This window comes from Planctobacterium sp. AWM4_229, assembly GCF_056160305.1.
Map to the genome: position 1 here is coordinate 372,511 of NZ_JBSWWX010000003.1, position 14,874 is coordinate 387,384.

Sequence of the window (14,874 nt, forward strand, 5' to 3'; positions counted from 1 at the left end):
TTAATTACTACTGGGATTTAAATATAGAGATCCATCAAAACATCCTCACTGCTTCTCACCTGTCGGTAGTGGGGACGAATGCCTGAGAGGCGATCACTGTTTAATATGGTGATGGCGGCAAGGGGGGATTTCAATGTGTCTTTCATTTTTCGCAGGTTAAAATCTAAAATTGGTTCACCGGCAGCAATACTGTCTCCGGTTTTGGCATAGTGTTTAAAACCATTGCCCATCATGATTTCTGGGTTTTGTCCCAATTGGATTTGCATGCGAATACCTTGTGCAGATTTAATTCGCAATTGCTCAGATGTGGGGTACAGCTGCTCGATTACACAGTTAAAAGGGGCCACTACCTGATAACCGCTAAGCTCCAGTGCCACGCCTTCGCCAAACATTCTTTGAGTATAGAGTTTCTGAGGATAATTGTTTAACGGTAAAACCTTACCATTTACGGGTGACAAAACAGGGATGTGTTTCTTGAATTCAACATCATCTTCGGAGTCGATCAGTCGCCCAAAAAGCAGATTCATAAGATAACTTTATAGCCGTCCTTTTCCAGTGCTTCTGCTGCGTTATTTAAGTCGCGCTCTTTCACAAGGAAATAATCTGTTTCAAAGGTTGAAACTACAAAGATACTTACCTTTGCTTTAGCCAGAACATTGCCGATTTGTGCCATTATACCCACCATTGATAACTCAAGAGGGCCGAGTACCTCTAAAGCTCTCCAATCGCCATCAGATTCCTCGGAATCCACATTAACGGTTTCAGGCACTACAATTGACAGTTCATCATTGGTTTTACCAATAAAGAATACCGAAGCATTGAATACCTGACGAGGTACTTCTGCATCAGCAGCCAAACTATGGACTGTAAATACTTGTGGTAATGTGGCGAGTGTTTGTTTTGGCATAACATGTCCTTTGCGAATCTTGTAAGATTGTGCGCAACCTTGCAACAGAGTTCAAGTAAAGATTCAGTTGTGAATAACTTAAGTGGATAAGTGTAGTTATTCACAAAGTTTGTGGGTAACTTTGGGGGTAATCACTGTTTAACTTGTCAAGTTGTTGAAATATAAGGTTTATTTGTTCTGGTGTGATTTTAAACAATCCACAGATGTCTTGTTTTTTTTATGATCAATGTGCTTGTTTTTTGATTAAAAGGGTATGATCAGTATCAAAATAGTTTGCTTAGAGATTTAATGAAAACTGTATTAAATGTGTACGCTGGTCCCCGGGCCATGCAAATGCTCAAAGTTTATGGCTTTAATCCGGATTTATTTCATACGGTGCTTGGTGCATCGGGGGGACCAAAATGGTTTGTATTGGCAGGTATCGATAGAGTATTGATATCGGAGTTTTTTAGAGACAGACAGCAGCCTCTCAATATGGTGGGCTCCTCAGCAGGTGCATTTCGCTTTGCTTGTTTGACTCAGCCGGATCCAGTGAGCGCGATTAATCGCTTAGCCAAAGATTATTCTGAAACGGTTTACAGTGACAACCCAACCATTGATGAAATATCGGATAAAGCGGTAGCCTTGTTAGAAAACATGTTGCCGAAGGAAAATCGCCAGCATGTTGTCAATAACCCGATATTTGTTGCCCATCTTATTGCTGCCCGTTGTCGTGGCCTGTTGGCGCCGGAACGCAAAGCAATACAATATCCGGGACTGCTGGTGAGCGCGGTGGCTAATGGCCTTAGTCGACGCTACCTGAATAAATTTTATGAGCGTTTTGTTTTTTCAGGCAACCAGCAGCCGCTTAGCTTTGAAGACCCAGCTGACTTGAATACCAGACACGTCAAGCTGACCGAAAACAACATTATTGATGCGCTATTGGCCTCGGGAGCTATTCCTGGTGTATTGCGGGGTATCCCAGATATTGAAGGCGCCGGCAAAGGCATGTTCCGCGATGGCGGTGTCACCGATTATCATTTCGACCTGAAGTTTAAAGCGACAGCGAGACCGGATGAGCAAAACACAGCTGCTCACCAACAAGTGAATAACGATTTAGTGCTGTTTCCGCATTTTTTTGCGGTTCCCAAGCCCGGATGGTTCGACAAGTCCTTACCCTGGCGACACCCACACAGAAGTAGTTACGACAATGTGGTGATGGTAGTGCCATCTGATGATTTTGTGGCTTCTTTGCCTTTTGGCAAGATCCCGGATCGCCATGACTTTACCAAGATCCCCGTTAATGAAAGATTGTCCTATTGGAAAACGGTTTTATCGGAAACTGACAGGCTCGGCGAGGCGTTCCTGGCTTTGCAAAACCCGGCTCAACTGCAAAGTGTATTGCAACCATTACCCTTTAAACTGAGTTAAAAGATAGAGCGCCCCAGTTCGCTGGTGAATATCGACAACGCCTCGCTGCCTGCCAGTGAGTTACCAAAGTGGTTGAGCTCTGGAGACCAGACGCAAACACTGCACTCGCCGGGAACGATGGCCACGATGCCACCGCCGACACCGCTTTTACCGGGTAATCCTACCCGGTAGGCAAAATCGCCAGCTTGATCGTATAAGCCACAGGTGGCGAGTAGGGCATTGAGTTGTTTGCTTTGCCGCGGACTGACCACTTGGCTTTGGGTAATCGCGGACTTTCCCTGATTGGCTAAAAAAGAAAACGCCTTGGCCAGTTCAACGCAGGACATCTCCACCGCACAGGCATGAAAATATACCTTAAGCACCTGTTGCACGTCGTTTTCGAAGTTGTTGAAGGATTTCATCAAATGCGCCATGGCAGCATTGCGATCACTAAACTCTCTTTCTGATTTAGCCACGATGCGATTGGAGGTGATACTTTTGGTACCGCAGAGATCCCAGAGTAATTCCTTAAGCCGTTGTTTCGGCGCTGAGAGACGGGTTGTCAGTAAGTCGCAGACTTTTATCGCCCCTGCATTGATAAAGGGATTACGCGGAATACCCTTTTCCAACTCCAACTGAATGAGGGAGTTAAAGGCTTGGCCTGAAGGTTCACGGCCTACTTTATCCCACAAAGCTTCGCCATAGATATTAAAAGCCAGAGTCAGATTTAGCACTTTAGAAATACTCTGAATGGAGAAGGCTTCGTTGGCGTCACCTGCGGAATAGATATTGCCATGGATATCGCAGATGGCCATACCCAGCTTGTTGCCGCTGACTTTAGCCAGGGCCGGAATGTAATCTGCCACCGCACCTTTGCCCAAGAGCGGGCGCACTTGGTTTAAAATGGCATCCAGGTCCAGTTCATGGCAGTCCAGGCATTGACTCATGTTCACAACTTTAATTACGGGGAAGTGAGCGAGTTATAAACCTGAAGATTTTGACATGCAAGTAAAGATTCCACATGCAGCGAGATGCTCAGTGCTGGTTTGACCATAGGCAATGCTGTTTGTTTAAAACTTGCTCGAACTCACCGTACAAATAAAAAATCGCTTGCACCCAAACCATCAGAGCGCTACCATACGCGCCGCTTCGAGATACAGGCAGTTCATGCCAAATCTCAATACAGTGCGTCTATAGCTCAGTTGGTTAGAGCGCTACCTTGACATGGTAGAGGTCCCCTGTTCGAGTCAGGGTAGACGCACCAATACAACCCTTTAAATACGAGGGTTTCAGAGTTTCGAATAAATAGAACAATAAAAAGCGTCCCATTTTTGTCCCATATCCGTCCCATTATACAGTAGTTCCTAAAAGCTGATGTTTGCAGCGATAACCCGAGTCCACTGCACTTTATTTTCAAGATAAGATTGCTTCGAACGTTTGTCCGTGTGACCAGCGCGATCCCCTGAATCAATGCCTATTTCTTCCAGCATCCTCATAGCCAGCCCGCGGATCTGGTGAAAGCCCGGGCGATATTTTGGATCGGCTTCTGACATCTTCACGGTGATAAAATCGGGTAGGTGGTTTCTGGCTGTTTTTTTCGGGTTGGGGATCTGCAGGTCTAATTCTAGGCTATCCCGTACCTCTGAAAACTTCTTGCTGATCTTGTCCCTAGAGCATTGTGTAATGTGGCTGCACTCTTTGGCCTGCTTTTGTCCGGCCTTGGGTATGTCATGGACGATGTAGGGACTCGCTATGTTGTCTGTTCTGGATAAGCGGATCACTTTATCTAGCTCTCTAGTGATGGGGATTTCCACCCTGGAAGCCTGCTTCTTTTCGACTTTCAAGCGGTGAATACGCATGTACCCCAAGACTTCGAGCCCGGTTTCCTCGTCAATAAAGGGCTTATCCATATAAGTACAGTCTTTGTAACGCGCTTTGTGCATTTCCTGTACGGCGTGAGTGGTCTGGAAAGACAATGCCATAGCGATTTTAAGGAAAAAGGGTGCAGCTTCATAAATCGCTTTAAACTGCTCCAACTGCAAGGGCTGCTCCTGCTTTTCCTCTTCGATTAATTTTGCCTTATCTTTCGCGTAGAGCCCGTTTATTAGCGACATATCTCTTAGCCACTTTTCAACCTTCCTCAGAAAGCTCAGTTTTGCGTTGTAGACGCCGTTGGATTTGCCTGCGGCAACTACATAGGTTTGCAGGTACTGTGTTACATGATGTTCGTTGTATTGCTTGGACCAGACATCGCCCAGCAGTAGGGTAAAGCGCTCACAGTCGGCCTTGAAGGTTTTTAGCTTCTCTCTGCCAAGTTCTTTGTTGGATTCCACACAATCAATTACCCGGGGAATTGCCTCAGACAATTTGATGTTGAACGGATCTTTTTCGAATAGTTTTTCTTGCCTGATGACTTCGGGATCGCGATCAGCAGCTTCCAGTCTTCGACCTAATTCAATGGCCTCTATTGCCGTGTAATCAGTGGGAAAGTATTCTTCTGTGTTGTCCCTGAAGCGATAGTAAAAACGCTCAACGCCTCGTAACTTTTTTTGATACAGGCCGGTTGGCCAGTGCTTTTTTTTATCGCTTCGCCTACGAGGTGCCATTAAGAAACTTTCCTTTGATTGCGTCTTGCCATGATTTCTTCAAATTGCCTGTCTATGTTCGATGGGGCCCTTGACTCTTCATAGATAAGATAGCGACCAGTCGGTGTTTGCTCAATTCTATATCCTTCTTTGGCCAAAACACCGCTTTTACACCAGTTAATAACCGTCTTGGCTGTAACGGCGCCGCCGTGTTTTACTATGGCGAATTCAGAGGGTTTGTAAACATTCATGATGGCTCACAGGTACTTTCTTAATGGTTCACTAACGGGCAGATATTTCTTGTTCAATTCTGGTTCGAATTTGTGAATGTAAAACATTTCAATGTGATCTAGTAAAAACCTATGGGGCAACCCAAACGCTCTCACAGAATCAAAAACCTTTCCTTCTGCCTGGTGCGTCGGAATTCTGACATTCATTTCAACCGACTGGCCTACGTATACAATTTTATTAATGTTGATTAGGAAATACACTGCGATAGCAGGGTAATCATCTTCTTGCGGAAGATTTAGAATTTCATCAACAGTAAAAATATACTTCCCGGCAACCCTATCAACCCACTCAATAGGCGCAATTCCTTCCAATTCCCAAGGCTCTAGATGACTCTGGTCTTCAAGTGGGCGGTCTAGATTGTTTAGCCAATCATCGGTTGTCCAAACATTTCCATGAGCATCAGTTTCATAGGTATAGCCGCGCTCCTTAAACCACTTCTCTTGGTCGGCTTTGCGAGTGTAGCCGGTCATAATGACAATAGTATGCTCTGTTAATATCTCCATAACTCCCCCTTGCTCACTTAACTGATACCTTTAAAAAGCATCACTTAACTGAGCTAACTAATTCATGTTGCCAATTTCATGGATGGTTTTGTTAAGTTCATCCAGTGTTAGTATGCTACGCTTTAAATTCTTGCAGATAATGTCAAATGTATACGCTGCCATTTCAACATCGTAACCATTGCAATAAATAGCGATTAGCGCCTTTTTTGTGTTTTCATTGAATCGAGTGATGCTTAATAGCTTCTCCATTCGTTTTTGATTTTCTCCGCCTGCCACCAAAGGCAAATACATGGAGCGTTTGGCTGGCATTACTTGTTTACTCCCGTTTTCAGGGTTGTTTTTACAATAGAGGCAACCAGTTTGATTACCTTCAGGCACAAAATTCTGGCACTCAAAGTTGTATCTTTTATCTGAGCAGATATCACCAATTGGCCTGTTTTTATCGGGTTCCCATTTGGGGCAATATGCCTTTACAGGGTTGGGTAATTTTCCGTTTGAGTCGATAGCCACGTTTATTTCTCTGCCGATTTATTTAGTAAATACTGCGCCCCGTGCCAGAAAACTCTGGCTGTTTTTATTACGTGTTCATCAGTATTAAAAAATGTTTTAATTTCGCTGATAAACTCTTTCTCAGTGTCGCTCCCTTCGAGCAGTAACGCCCAGCATTTGCCAGCCGACTCATAACAGTTGCTCATCGTTAATGCCTTATTCTCTTCTTCGGTTAGCTCATCAAACATCGCTTTATTCACCTTTTGTTTTTGATTCAGTCCAGGCTATAAAATCACATGTACTAATGGTTGTTGACATTTCCATTCCGTTATTAGCAACAAACGCCACGCGAGTCTGGCGTGAGGCCATGTAAACTTCACTTACTTCATCGACACCACCGGGCAAGAACAAATCTATAAATTCTTTCTCATTATCGAATGCGGCTCGTATGTATTTTCTAAGTTGCTCTCTGAAGGTCATGTGTTTTTAACCCCCGTTTAATTTGCCAACTAACACAACTGAAAAGTACACAGCTGCTAGTATCCAAAATAGTTTATTGAGTTTGCGAAGCATTGGTTGTTACCCCTATGCAATTTGTCTAAATTCGTGCAAACGGTTAACGCCTGCAGTGTAAAAGTTAAACCCTTTTTCAATCCCGATATAACCACGACCGGTTTCTAAACAAGCTTCACCTGAAGAGAAGACGCCCGCTGTATTATCAAGCACGACTTGGCCTGGGTCTGTGTATGTTTTTATTAGTTGAGAAAGCAAGGGAACTGGCTTCTGGTTTGGGTGTAGGCGTTCTGAGTTAGGCACCGGAGCGCACTTAATGACTGAGCGAGGGAAGCGCTCTGTGCTTCCTCCTCCTGACATTGTTTTTGCGGAACCGTAGCAATTACCAGAGTGGCTTGTGTAATAGTTATTCACGGGCCTGTGGCCGCTGGTTTTCTGCGGGTTGTACTTCGGTGATTTTCGATAGAAGACACAAATGTATTCGTGGGCTTGCAACGGCATTCTATTGGCGTTTAGGTGTCCGGTAGCCCGAGTCTTTTCCCAAACCCAGTCATACCTATATTCGGCCAAATTAGTGCCGCACAGAACCTTGTCAAAGGGCGGCTTTGCGAATAACACAATGGCACCGTTTGGTTTAACTACTCGTCTGTACTGCTGCCACAAAGCCCTCATGTCGATGCATTTATCCCAACTTTGGACAGTTGTGCCAAATGGGAGATCAGCAAGAACCATATCTATGCTGTTTTTTGCTAATTTCGGCATTAATTCCAAGCAATCGCCGTGCTGCAGTTCAAACATGCGTTTATTCACCTGTGTTAAATCGTTTGTTCCACTGAGTTGTTACATGCTGTTTAGCTCGCTCTACGAACTCTGGCGCATAACAAACACCTTCATCACTCCAAGCACCATCTTGCATACGCTCCTCAATCGTCATGAGGTCGCAAATTTGAACGCAGGACGAAGCCATACCGCAATCACATTCAAGATCATACTGGGTGCCTTTTCCGTGAGGATATTCAGGAGTCCCGCCGCAAAAAGGACACGGCTTAAGCTTTTCTACATGCATCTGATTGTTTCTTTTGCTCTAATTTAGAGCTGATAGTTTGAAAAATAGCGGCGGATTCATGCTCAGGAATGTCGCCAGCCCTGCAAACTCTTTCAATGAACTCTTCGAAATTGTTGCTATCTCTAGCGGCGCTTCTAATATTATTTGCAATAATAAATTGAAGCTGCTCTTGCTGATTCATTAACATTGCTGCTTACTCCAATCAAAAAGGTGGTTTATCGGTTGATTCGAACTGCGTACACGTGGGTTGGCCGTCCTCGCCATAGCAAATTTCCGCTGGATACTCAGGCTCGTCGGTGTCATAAAAGTGCATCTTCATTGCCAACTCACAACCGTCAAATTTTGCGCATTGGCTACAAAATTCACTTTCGAAAATATGACCTTCAGTGCCATTACTGGGGCGGTATTTCTCACCGGTGCGAGTCTTCATCTGTTCAGCAAGATTTTCTGTAAACATCGTTTGTACCCCTAAATAAAATGACCAACTGAGCGGCCCACTTTAGGCGCGTACCACTCGTAGAACTCTTTGATAGAAAGCTTCCAATGACTTGGAAAATGAAGCTCAATCTCTGGCTCCCATATCGTTTGCCCCATCGCTTCACGCGGCACCCAAGTAATTTTTTTTACCTCTAGGGTCAACCTAAAATCATTTTCCCACTTTTGCTTAGAGCGAATGTGATCGCCTACATTGGGAAGGACTGGAAATTGGCTTGGCCACTTTTCAGCAGGACCTAAATCCAAATTAGTAAAGCAATTTACTTTCATGCGTTTATTCACCCGATTGTTTGAGTAGAGCTTTGAGTTTCGCTTCCAGTTGGCTCAACTCAAATTCAGCGTCTTTAAGCTCGTCACTTAGCTCATTTACTCGGCCTGTTGCTTCTTCGATTTCTTCCTTGAGATCGTCTATTTCTTCCAAAAATACTGCGTTATCTGACATACGTTTTTTCACTCCGCTTTAATACAGTTATTTTTTTCATATTCAGCCGCTTCAGCAGCCCAATCGACAATGAATGCGATATGTAATTCGCAACATTCTTGAGCAGTTGAAAAAGGGAACCCGTTTAAATTTGACATGTGCTGACGACCTTCTTTTTCGCATATGTAAAATGATGGGCCGTATTCGGGACCGTCCGAATCATCAGAGCAGTGACGGCAATTTTTACAGCTTGCTAAAACTGGCTTTCCTTCAAAATCTGGTAAGTGACCTTCTGGAATATCCGACATCGTTGTTACACCTGTGAAAAACTGTGAATAAGAAAGCCAGAAATCAGGCCAACTAAAGGAAGAACGACAGCTACAATCAAGGCTTTTAAACGCTGTTCGGCTCCGGTTTCCTGCTCGTTATAAATGTCCAAACCACGCGCCCCCATGAAAACTGAAATCACGCATGAAATACCAGCGGCCTGTAACATTGTGATTGCCTGAACACCCAGAGGCACTATGAACCAGCCCCATAAAACAGATGCCACGAAACCGCCCCAAAACATACTTATTGCGCTTATTGCTAAAACTAAAAACATAATTTATTCCTCTCTCATTTCTTGCTGGATTAAGTCAAATTCAGCTTTTGCTTTGTCATAGCCCCGCAACCAATCCTCGTAATTTTCAGACTCAATTTGATAGCGGTTATTCTCGCGTTTGTAGTTTGCAAAGAAGTCGTCATAACCCGCTTTTTCAGCATCCTGTTTAGTAGCCATCTGCTTTTTACCTTCTATAGTTTTGGCGCTTATTGCGCTTTTCGAATTGCTTGTAGTAGGGCTGATTCGGCTGCCTTGGCGATGCGAGAACAGGTAATTCTGATAACTCGGGAATCTGATTTACTGCCAAATCAAAGTCCTGAAAAACTTCAATATTGTTTTTGATAGCAACGGAGAGCTTTTCTAAAGCGGCGGCTAGTAGTTCACCGTCTTCACCCAATATCAGAATATTCATCCCGTTGTTACCCTTGCTTATGTTGAGTGCCGGGAGCGTATTGATACTTGTCCAGGCTCATTAAAAAACGTATCGCCATTGCCGCAACTTGTAGTGCTTCTGCTTTAACATCTTCATGCGAAGATTTGTGAGGCTCATAGCAAAGCTGGAGTACAGACTTTTTCAATTCTCCAACCTCTTCATCCAACACAGCGCTTGCATGTAGCGGGTCTGTCGGCCACGTTGGAAACTTCTCAACAGCACGGCTTATTTCTTCGTTTACTTGATTCACTACAGTTTCGAATTTCACGTTTTAACCCTCGTGTTTTCTGCGCAGATAAATGAAATCGGCGCAAATTGATGTGTTTTGTAAATTTCTGCCGCAAGTTCTGTTATTCACGTTTATTCCTCTGTATCTACTTGACTTAATAATTCTGTGAATTCTGGCTCTTCAATTTTCGCAATGCCGCAAATAAAGCCAAAGAAGTCCCCCTCAGTCTGTGAGCGCTCTACAGCTTCACGGATAGCATTTTGTAAGTGTTCAGTTTCGGGACTCACGTTGTTACCCCCTACCTTCTAGTATTTCTGTGGCGTTATATAATGAATCGTCAGATTCTTCATAGAGGGCTTCCAATGCGTCATCTTGACGGGCTTTTAGCGCCACAATTGCTTTAATATCGTCATAAGATCGCATTGAAAAATCAGCACAGGAAGACACCAGTGTTGGAGTTCCGTCAACTACGTCATAACTGCAAAGCTGCACACTCGGCTCTTCGCCTGGGTACTGAATGGGTTGCTCCACATACCACTGATGGAACTTTTCACTAAAGAACCACTTACCTTCAATGCTATCCATTAAATCTGGTGCGTTGTTTAATATCTCTTCGTTAGTCATGTCTGTTCACCTCTAAAAATTATGGTTTTTGCCGTTAACTTTTACAGAAATAAGCTCAGGCTCTCCCATCGATAGAAAGTCTTCGGGGTCACAATTCGCGACTAAACTATCGTGATTAAAAAAGTCCATCTCATCATCAGGCCAATCAATTTCCTGCTCGACTTCAACGTTATACTTAACTCTTACTGTTGCCATCGTTGTTTTTACCTTCCTATAAATAGGGTTTAAGTTGCTTCTTAGCTCTCGCCACATCTTCTCTTGCGCGTTGAGCGAAAGGCTTAAAGGCTCGACTAACTCCGTAAAATAAACCATGCCCTTTGGTCTCTAACTCTTCGTTATTGTCTTTACGCACATAGACGCGCCACCCATCAGATTCAGTTTCGATAAGCACCTCTTTGCAGTAGCTCCTTAAAAAGCCAAGCATTTGTTGCAGGTCGAAACCAAGATATTTGGAAGCCATTTTTTTTCCTCTTATAAACTTTCATAAAGATCGAGTAGTGCACCCTGGGTACTGCCCGAGCTGTGCACATACAAGTAAATTAAGTCGCTCTGTTCATGCCTGACCAGAGTAGAAATTATGTCTTCAGAACTGGTGTGTGGATTCTGAGAAAGGCGAGTTGCAAAAGCCTTTCTTCCGCAATGACTGGATAATTCATCATTCCAGCCAGCGTTTTTACACCAGGTAGAGAACAGGTTTTGCAGAGTGTCAGCGGCCCAATAGGTAACTGGTTCGCCGTCTACCGTTTCGCGCTCTTTTTTCTTTAAGCTAAAGCCGCGACCACCCTCAGATAATATGAAAGGAGAGTGCGGTTGAAGGCCCCTGAATACATGTTTGTCTTTAGTGGTGCGCTGGCCTTTCTTGAGCCTTAGTTCAACGTACTGATCAAAAGCGATTCTCGCTCTGCGATTAACAAAGACGATCTGGTTCGCGTGACCGTTTTTGCAAATTGCCGCCGGCAGGTGAACGATGTCGCGCCATTTACCAGTTGGCCACATGAGCATTTCAACGGTTACCTGGGCAGTTTCAGAAATCCTGAAACCTAGTAACTGGAAAAACAGGATTGCTTCGTTGCGCTCTGGATTGCGACCCTCTCTGGCCCAGAACAACAAGCTTTTAATTTGGGCATCAGTCGGAGCGCTTGCGCCCTTTGCCTCAAGTGTTCTGGAGCGGTCAATGCGTCTACGTCTAGGCACAGTTGGATGCTCCTATGCTTGAGTACATGTTTTTTAAAACTGTGCGTACTCTTTCGTCTGAGCGAATAACTTTGGGCTTGATAGTGGAAACCTGAAGCCCGGTCATAGCATGAAGTGATTTAAGCGCATCAACCTCTGGGACACCTCTGCCCATAGAGTTATTCCAGGTATTAACTATGAAGGACTCTTGCAGCGCTTTGGTGTCGATGCTCTCACCGAAGTTAATTCGTTTTAAGTAGTTGTTGAGTGTATAGGGCTCTAAATTATCCCGGTTGTTGACTCTTGTTTTGAAAACTTCGCCATCTGGCTTTCTGAACAGTCTTGAGTCGGGCTTAAGTCCACCAAACAGACCAACATTGCGCAGCTGTTCAAAATCATTCTCCATACGCCATTCAATGGTCTTGTTTAGCAAGTCGAACACCAGACCTTTCTTGCCAATAACAAAATAGCGATTGTCCTGGCGGCCTGTAATTCGTTTCGGCATGATAACTTCTGGCTTAATCATTCCGCTTTCGGTCAGAACGTCCTCAACATTTAAAAGAGAAAGCTCTAACTTACTGCAGTAGCAATAACCGCACATTGCTATCATCGCAGCATCATTAACATTGGTTCTTCGTGTCTGACGAAGCGCCAAAGCTTTTATTTTTCTGACTGATAAATGTTGTGGTATTGCCATCTTAAATATCCAAACTTACTGTTTTTGTTGGCCTTTTCTCTGCGCTCACTTACTCAGTTAAACTTGTGGAAAAGGTTCATTTACCTATTATTCAGGCTTCAAATCTGAAGTTGTTTTTCATCGCTTTCACCGTTCTCATCTTTATGAAAAAGGCCAAATCTGTCGTAATGGCCAAAGCTTTCAAACTCTTTCGGGTGCAGTGGAGCAGGGCGGATTTCCAGAACATTTGAAAAGCCGTCATACTCCGCGTTATTAATTACAACTCCGTATTCAATCCCGGTTAGCTCTGTGAAAATTTCCTCAAGTCTCGATTCCAGTTCTGCAACCTTGACTTCAGAATTGTTTACGTCAGCTAGCCTGAGAATTGCCATGGTCTACCTCACAAGCAGTTAAGTAGAGCAGGGTATTGCAGCCCGATGGGCGCAAAAGGGATGTCGTCATCAAACGAAAAGCCAGGCTCTTGCATTGGCTGCGCCGGCTGATTCTGATTCGATGGACGTTGTTGGTTATTGGCATTGGATTCATCTTGGCTCTTGGTGCCGCCTATGAATTCCATTTTTTCAATTATTGCCTCCGTGACATACCTGTCCTGACCATTGTTGTCCTGCCATTTTCTGGTCTTGCTTTTACATTCCAGATAAAGCTTCGTACCAGAGGTAACATATTGCTGAATTAACTCGGCGAGCTTTCCAAAGGCTACGCATTTGTGCCAATCTGTTATTTCTTGGCGGTTTCCTTGCGAATCTTTGTAGCGCTCTTGAGTAGCTAGAGAGAAATTGGCGATAGCTTTACCATCTTGTGTAAATCGTACATCTGGTGCTTTGCCAACATTTCCGGCGAGTATTAAACGGTTAGCCATTACGCAGCCCTCGCCATTCTTAACTGCTTCTCTATGTCGAGAATGTAGTTCTCGGCTTCGCCAAGCTTGTTACAAACTCTCTCAAGTTCTTCTGACTGGCTAATATCGTAGTCTGAAGGCCATAAATCTAATGGCTCATAAGTGATAGCTGATGGCGCATTACTGGTGGCCGGAACGGTTGTTTGCTGTGTGATTGGCGCAGAACTTAAAACAGGCGTCTCAGAATTGATTGCCGTGTCCTGATTTTGTAATTCCTGTTGCTGGCGCAATGCTTCGGCTTTGGCGCGTTCCTCAGCTTCTTCGCGGGCTTTTTGTTCGGCCTGCTGGCGTTCATAATCAGCAATGCGTGATTTAACCAGGTTGGCAAAGTCATCAGTTGGCTTATTTAAAATCTGCACTTTGTCACTGAACAAAAATTCAAACTCAGCCGGGATAAGTGACAGGTTCTTTCGGTAGAGCTCAGCCAGTTCGTTTAATTCGATCTTGGCCTTAGCTAGCGTTGTATCGATTGCATCAATCAGGCTGGACATTGTGCGCTTGCCTTTTACTGCACCTGCAAAGTCGGGGTTGGTAAAAGCAAGTGTTACACCTACAGATTGACTAAGGTTTTCGCTGAACTCCTGCCATAGTTCAAAGCCACGCTTAATTTCACGCCGTTTAATTTCTTCCTTTCGGGCCTTAACGTTTTTATCCAGCTGCAGTCGAGTTTGACGAAGCTTTTCCTTTACCGCGTCAATAGTCAGCATGACATCTTCAATACTGGCTGTTTGAGCAAGAGCAGATTTTTTAACCGCTTCCAGTTCATCCTCGGCTTTTTTGCATAGCTTTACGTCAGCTTCGGCGTTAGCAAAGTCCTGGTCAGTTTCGAGCTCTGTATTGATTTCAGCAATGTAAGTTTCAGCCGACTGCTTAAACTGAACAATATTAGTGTTTTTAACTTCACCGGTAATTTCAAGGAATAGCGCGGGTAAGCCTTTTTTAACTTCGGCTTGTGGCTTTTCTTTGATTTCAGTAGGTACGTATTCTGCCAAGTCTTTCTGGAACTGCTTCCAGCCAGCTATAAGCGCTTTTCTGCGCTCTGGTACGCTGTGATAACTCAGGTGTTCGAAGTTATTTTCCGTGCCATCTGAAACAACAAAAACAATATGGTCAGCTCCGGAAACTAATAACTGGTGTTCCATCTGCCAGTAATAGTCCGGACCGATATTGTTGTCGATTACCGTCTGCGGCAATTCCTTGTTCCAGCCTTTATGCTCAAATCCGATGGTCCAAAGCATGTTTAAGCCATCGAATGACGCGAGCAGCGGTAGTTCGTCAATCTCATTCACTCCAGTGACCGGGTAAAGCTCTTCGCTAATCATCTGCTCTACAATAGGGCGGGCCAGTTCTTCCAGCTGGTGACCTTTGTCCAGAATGTTTTTCTGAACGTAGTCGCTGAACTCTTTGGCGGTTCCGGTGGCTTTTGTGTGAAGCAGTTGCGAACGCGTCATGTGCTTGGATTCGCCCATCATTGCCGCCGCTTCAGAAGCCGTAAAGTGTGTTTTTCTGACTTGTAGCCATTCGTCACTACCTTGCACTAGATTTAATGTTTTCATG

30 protein-coding genes and 1 tRNA gene are annotated in these 14,874 nt (G+C 44.3%); 2 read left to right on the forward strand and 29 right to left on the reverse strand.

Features of this window, described 5'->3' with window-relative positions:
- Positions 1-17 precede the first annotated feature (17 nt).
- On the reverse strand, positions 18-527 hold the full coding sequence (locus tag ACXAGP_RS08010) for a PTS sugar transporter subunit IIA (RefSeq protein WP_475260646.1): 510 nt from the start codon (positions 525-527) through the stop codon (positions 18-20).
- Positions 524-907: an ACT domain-containing protein gene (locus tag ACXAGP_RS08015; RefSeq protein ID WP_475260647.1), complete on the reverse strand. Its 384-nt coding sequence runs from the start codon at positions 905-907 to the stop codon at positions 524-526. Before ACXAGP_RS08015 ends, ACXAGP_RS08010 begins: the two co-directional genes overlap by 4 nt.
- 288 nt (positions 908-1,195) lie before the next feature.
- On the opposite strand from ACXAGP_RS08015, the gene ACXAGP_RS08020 reads away from it, so the two are divergent.
- The gene (locus ACXAGP_RS08020; protein ID WP_475260648.1) at positions 1,196-2,317 is read left to right on the forward strand and encodes a patatin-like phospholipase family protein; all 1,122 of its coding nucleotides are present in this window, start codon (positions 1,196-1,198) and stop codon (positions 2,315-2,317) included.
- Here ACXAGP_RS08020 and glsB read toward each other — a convergent pair.
- Positions 2,314-3,243, reverse strand: a complete 930-nt coding sequence (gene glsB, locus ACXAGP_RS08025; RefSeq protein WP_475260649.1) for a glutaminase B — start codon at positions 3,241-3,243, stop codon at positions 2,314-2,316. The genes ACXAGP_RS08020 and glsB overlap by 4 nt on opposite strands.
- A gap of 240 nt (positions 3,244-3,483) precedes the next feature.
- Between glsB and ACXAGP_RS08030 the strand changes: the two genes are divergently transcribed.
- A tRNA-Val gene (locus tag ACXAGP_RS08030) sits at positions 3,484-3,560 on the forward strand.
- Positions 3,561-3,660: 100 nt separating this feature from the next.
- Here ACXAGP_RS08030 and ACXAGP_RS08035 read toward each other — a convergent pair.
- The 26 genes from ACXAGP_RS08035 to ACXAGP_RS08160 all read right to left on the reverse strand — a co-directional run bounded on the left by ACXAGP_RS08035 (position 3,661) and on the right by ACXAGP_RS08160 (position 14,873).
- Complete coding sequence (locus ACXAGP_RS08035) at positions 3,661-4,902, reverse strand: site-specific integrase (protein ID WP_475260650.1); 1,242 nt, start codon at positions 4,900-4,902, stop codon at positions 3,661-3,663.
- The gene (locus ACXAGP_RS08040; RefSeq protein ID WP_475260651.1) at positions 4,902-5,132 is read right to left on the reverse strand and encodes a hypothetical protein; all 231 of its coding nucleotides are present in this window, start codon (positions 5,130-5,132) and stop codon (positions 4,902-4,904) included. The genes ACXAGP_RS08035 and ACXAGP_RS08040 overlap by 1 nt, the downstream gene beginning before the upstream one ends.
- Before the next feature lie 6 nt (positions 5,133-5,138).
- Positions 5,139-5,675, reverse strand: a complete 537-nt coding sequence (locus tag ACXAGP_RS08045; RefSeq protein ID WP_475260652.1) for a hypothetical protein — start codon at positions 5,673-5,675, stop codon at positions 5,139-5,141.
- Positions 5,676-5,732: 57 nt separating this feature from the next.
- The gene (locus tag ACXAGP_RS08050; RefSeq protein WP_475260653.1) at positions 5,733-6,185 is read right to left on the reverse strand and encodes a hypothetical protein; all 453 of its coding nucleotides are present in this window, start codon (positions 6,183-6,185) and stop codon (positions 5,733-5,735) included.
- A 2-nt stretch (positions 6,186-6,187) separates the two neighbouring features.
- Complete coding sequence (locus ACXAGP_RS08055; protein ID WP_475260654.1) at positions 6,188-6,412, reverse strand: hypothetical protein; 225 nt, start codon at positions 6,410-6,412, stop codon at positions 6,188-6,190.
- 4 nt (positions 6,413-6,416) lie between these two features.
- Positions 6,417-6,644: a hypothetical protein gene (locus ACXAGP_RS08060; RefSeq protein WP_475260655.1), complete on the reverse strand. Its 228-nt coding sequence runs from the start codon at positions 6,642-6,644 to the stop codon at positions 6,417-6,419.
- A gap of 105 nt (positions 6,645-6,749) precedes the next feature.
- A complete protein-coding gene (locus ACXAGP_RS08065; RefSeq protein ID WP_475260656.1) occupies positions 6,750-7,475 on the reverse strand; it encodes a DNA-methyltransferase in 726 nt (241 codons plus the stop codon).
- Between the two features lie 4 nt (positions 7,476-7,479).
- Entirely contained in the window at positions 7,480-7,743 is a 264-nt protein-coding gene (locus ACXAGP_RS08070) for a Lar family restriction alleviation protein (protein WP_475260657.1), read from the reverse strand.
- On the reverse strand, positions 7,724-7,924 hold the full coding sequence (locus ACXAGP_RS08075) for a hypothetical protein (protein WP_475260658.1): 201 nt from the start codon (positions 7,922-7,924) through the stop codon (positions 7,724-7,726). Before ACXAGP_RS08075 ends, ACXAGP_RS08070 begins: the two co-directional genes overlap by 20 nt.
- Before the next feature lie 21 nt (positions 7,925-7,945).
- A complete protein-coding gene (locus ACXAGP_RS08080) occupies positions 7,946-8,200 on the reverse strand; it encodes a hypothetical protein (RefSeq protein ID WP_475260659.1) in 255 nt (84 codons plus the stop codon).
- 11 nt (positions 8,201-8,211) lie between these two features.
- On the reverse strand, positions 8,212-8,508 hold the full coding sequence (locus tag ACXAGP_RS08085; RefSeq protein ID WP_475260660.1) for a hypothetical protein: 297 nt from the start codon (positions 8,506-8,508) through the stop codon (positions 8,212-8,214).
- A gap of 4 nt (positions 8,509-8,512) precedes the next feature.
- Entirely contained in the window at positions 8,513-8,680 is a 168-nt protein-coding gene (locus ACXAGP_RS08090; protein ID WP_475260661.1) for a hypothetical protein, read from the reverse strand.
- A gap of 8 nt (positions 8,681-8,688) precedes the next feature.
- A complete protein-coding gene (locus ACXAGP_RS08095; RefSeq protein WP_475260662.1) occupies positions 8,689-8,967 on the reverse strand; it encodes a hypothetical protein in 279 nt (92 codons plus the stop codon).
- Positions 8,968-8,972: 5 nt separating this feature from the next.
- Positions 8,973-9,263 carry a hypothetical protein gene (locus ACXAGP_RS08100; protein ID WP_475260663.1) on the reverse strand — a complete coding sequence of 97 codons (291 nt, stop codon included), beginning with the start codon at positions 9,261-9,263 and terminating at the stop codon, positions 8,973-8,975.
- A gap of 3 nt (positions 9,264-9,266) precedes the next feature.
- Positions 9,267-9,440: a hypothetical protein gene (locus ACXAGP_RS08105; RefSeq protein WP_475260664.1), complete on the reverse strand. Its 174-nt coding sequence runs from the start codon at positions 9,438-9,440 to the stop codon at positions 9,267-9,269.
- 7 nt (positions 9,441-9,447) lie between these two features.
- Positions 9,448-9,675, reverse strand: coding sequence for a hypothetical protein (locus ACXAGP_RS08110; RefSeq protein WP_475260665.1), 228 nt, complete (start codon positions 9,673-9,675; stop codon positions 9,448-9,450).
- 7 nt (positions 9,676-9,682) lie between these two features.
- A complete protein-coding gene (locus ACXAGP_RS08115; protein WP_475260666.1) occupies positions 9,683-9,964 on the reverse strand; it encodes a nucleoside triphosphate pyrophosphohydrolase family protein in 282 nt (93 codons plus the stop codon).
- Positions 9,965-10,056: 92 nt separating this feature from the next.
- Positions 10,057-10,212: a hypothetical protein gene (locus tag ACXAGP_RS08120; protein WP_475260668.1), complete on the reverse strand. Its 156-nt coding sequence runs from the start codon at positions 10,210-10,212 to the stop codon at positions 10,057-10,059.
- 4 nt (positions 10,213-10,216) lie between these two features.
- Positions 10,217-10,549 carry a hypothetical protein gene (locus ACXAGP_RS08125; protein WP_475260669.1) on the reverse strand — a complete coding sequence of 111 codons (333 nt, stop codon included), beginning with the start codon at positions 10,547-10,549 and terminating at the stop codon, positions 10,217-10,219.
- Between the two features lie 12 nt (positions 10,550-10,561).
- A complete protein-coding gene (locus ACXAGP_RS08130; protein WP_475260671.1) occupies positions 10,562-10,744 on the reverse strand; it encodes a hypothetical protein in 183 nt (60 codons plus the stop codon).
- A gap of 16 nt (positions 10,745-10,760) precedes the next feature.
- A complete protein-coding gene (locus tag ACXAGP_RS08135) occupies positions 10,761-11,009 on the reverse strand; it encodes a hypothetical protein (protein WP_475260672.1) in 249 nt (82 codons plus the stop codon).
- 11 nt (positions 11,010-11,020) lie between these two features.
- The gene (locus ACXAGP_RS08140; RefSeq protein WP_475260673.1) at positions 11,021-11,743 is read right to left on the reverse strand and encodes a tyrosine-type recombinase/integrase; all 723 of its coding nucleotides are present in this window, start codon (positions 11,741-11,743) and stop codon (positions 11,021-11,023) included.
- A complete protein-coding gene (locus ACXAGP_RS08145) occupies positions 11,736-12,419 on the reverse strand; it encodes a hypothetical protein (protein ID WP_475260675.1) in 684 nt (227 codons plus the stop codon). Before ACXAGP_RS08145 ends, ACXAGP_RS08140 begins: the two co-directional genes overlap by 8 nt.
- A 98-nt stretch (positions 12,420-12,517) precedes the next feature.
- Positions 12,518-12,790, reverse strand: a complete 273-nt coding sequence (locus ACXAGP_RS08150; protein WP_475260677.1) for a hypothetical protein — start codon at positions 12,788-12,790, stop codon at positions 12,518-12,520.
- Between the two features lie 8 nt (positions 12,791-12,798).
- On the reverse strand, positions 12,799-13,278 hold the full coding sequence (locus ACXAGP_RS08155) for a single-stranded DNA-binding protein (protein ID WP_475260678.1): 480 nt from the start codon (positions 13,276-13,278) through the stop codon (positions 12,799-12,801).
- A complete protein-coding gene (locus ACXAGP_RS08160) occupies positions 13,278-14,873 on the reverse strand; it encodes a YqaJ viral recombinase family protein (protein ID WP_475260680.1) in 1,596 nt (531 codons plus the stop codon). The genes ACXAGP_RS08155 and ACXAGP_RS08160 overlap by 1 nt, the downstream gene beginning before the upstream one ends.
- Position 14,874 lies beyond the last annotated feature (1 nt).

Bases quoted from the DNA above. Each gene is read 5' to 3' on its own strand.
- ACXAGP_RS08040 (WP_475260651.1), bottom strand. From the start codon at position 5,132: ATGAATGTTTACAAACCCTCTGAATTCGCCATAGTAAAACACGGCGGC.
- ACXAGP_RS08105 (WP_475260664.1), bottom strand. From the start codon at position 9,440: ATGGCTACTAAACAGGATGCTGAAAAAGCGGGTTATGACGACTTCTTT.
- ACXAGP_RS08150 (WP_475260677.1), bottom strand. From the start codon at position 12,790: ATGGCAATTCTCAGGCTAGCTGACGTAAACAATTCTGAAGTCAAGGTT.
- ACXAGP_RS08100 (WP_475260663.1), bottom strand. From the start codon at position 9,263: ATGTTTTTAGTTTTAGCAATAAGCGCAATAAGTATGTTTTGGGGCGGT.
- ACXAGP_RS08070 (WP_475260657.1), bottom strand. From the start codon at position 7,743: ATGCATGTAGAAAAGCTTAAGCCGTGTCCTTTTTGCGGCGGGACTCCT.
- ACXAGP_RS08035 (WP_475260650.1), bottom strand. From the start codon at position 4,902: ATGGCACCTCGTAGGCGAAGCGATAAAAAAAAGCACTGGCCAACCGGC.
- glsB (WP_475260649.1), bottom strand. From the start codon at position 3,243: ATGAGTCAATGCCTGGACTGCCATGAACTGGACCTGGATGCCATTTTA.
- ACXAGP_RS08060 (WP_475260655.1), bottom strand. From the start codon at position 6,644: ATGACCTTCAGAGAGCAACTTAGAAAATACATACGAGCCGCATTCGAT.
- ACXAGP_RS08135 (WP_475260672.1), bottom strand. From the start codon at position 11,009: ATGGCTTCCAAATATCTTGGTTTCGACCTGCAACAAATGCTTGGCTTT.
- ACXAGP_RS08055 (WP_475260654.1), bottom strand. From the start codon at position 6,412: ATGTTTGATGAGCTAACCGAAGAAGAGAATAAGGCATTAACGATGAGC.
- ACXAGP_RS08020 (WP_475260648.1), top strand. From the start codon at position 1,196: ATGAAAACTGTATTAAATGTGTACGCTGGTCCCCGGGCCATGCAAATG.
- ACXAGP_RS08155 (WP_475260678.1), bottom strand. From the start codon at position 13,278: ATGGCTAACCGTTTAATACTCGCCGGAAATGTTGGCAAAGCACCAGAT.
- ACXAGP_RS08145 (WP_475260675.1), bottom strand. From the start codon at position 12,419: ATGGCAATACCACAACATTTATCAGTCAGAAAAATAAAAGCTTTGGCG.
- ACXAGP_RS08130 (WP_475260671.1), bottom strand. From the start codon at position 10,744: ATGGCAACAGTAAGAGTTAAGTATAACGTTGAAGTCGAGCAGGAAATT.
- ACXAGP_RS08090 (WP_475260661.1), bottom strand. From the start codon at position 8,680: ATGTCAGATAACGCAGTATTTTTGGAAGAAATAGACGATCTCAAGGAA.
- ACXAGP_RS08075 (WP_475260658.1), bottom strand. From the start codon at position 7,924: ATGAATCAGCAAGAGCAGCTTCAATTTATTATTGCAAATAATATTAGA.
- ACXAGP_RS08085 (WP_475260660.1), bottom strand. From the start codon at position 8,508: ATGAAAGTAAATTGCTTTACTAATTTGGATTTAGGTCCTGCTGAAAAG.
- ACXAGP_RS08065 (WP_475260656.1), bottom strand. From the start codon at position 7,475: ATGTTTGAACTGCAGCACGGCGATTGCTTGGAATTAATGCCGAAATTA.
- ACXAGP_RS08160 (WP_475260680.1), bottom strand. From the start codon at position 14,873: ATGAAAACATTAAATCTAGTGCAAGGTAGTGACGAATGGCTACAAGTC.
- ACXAGP_RS08015 (WP_475260647.1), bottom strand. From the start codon at position 907: ATGCCAAAACAAACACTCGCCACATTACCACAAGTATTTACAGTCCAT.
- ACXAGP_RS08010 (WP_475260646.1), bottom strand. From the start codon at position 527: ATGAATCTGCTTTTTGGGCGACTGATCGACTCCGAAGATGATGTTGAA.
- ACXAGP_RS08080 (WP_475260659.1), bottom strand. From the start codon at position 8,200: ATGTTTACAGAAAATCTTGCTGAACAGATGAAGACTCGCACCGGTGAG.
- ACXAGP_RS08045 (WP_475260652.1), bottom strand. From the start codon at position 5,675: ATGGAGATATTAACAGAGCATACTATTGTCATTATGACCGGCTACACT.
- ACXAGP_RS08125 (WP_475260669.1), bottom strand. From the start codon at position 10,549: ATGACTAACGAAGAGATATTAAACAACGCACCAGATTTAATGGATAGC.
- ACXAGP_RS08110 (WP_475260665.1), bottom strand. From the start codon at position 9,675: ATGAATATTCTGATATTGGGTGAAGACGGTGAACTACTAGCCGCCGCT.
- ACXAGP_RS08095 (WP_475260662.1), bottom strand. From the start codon at position 8,967: ATGTCGGATATTCCAGAAGGTCACTTACCAGATTTTGAAGGAAAGCCA.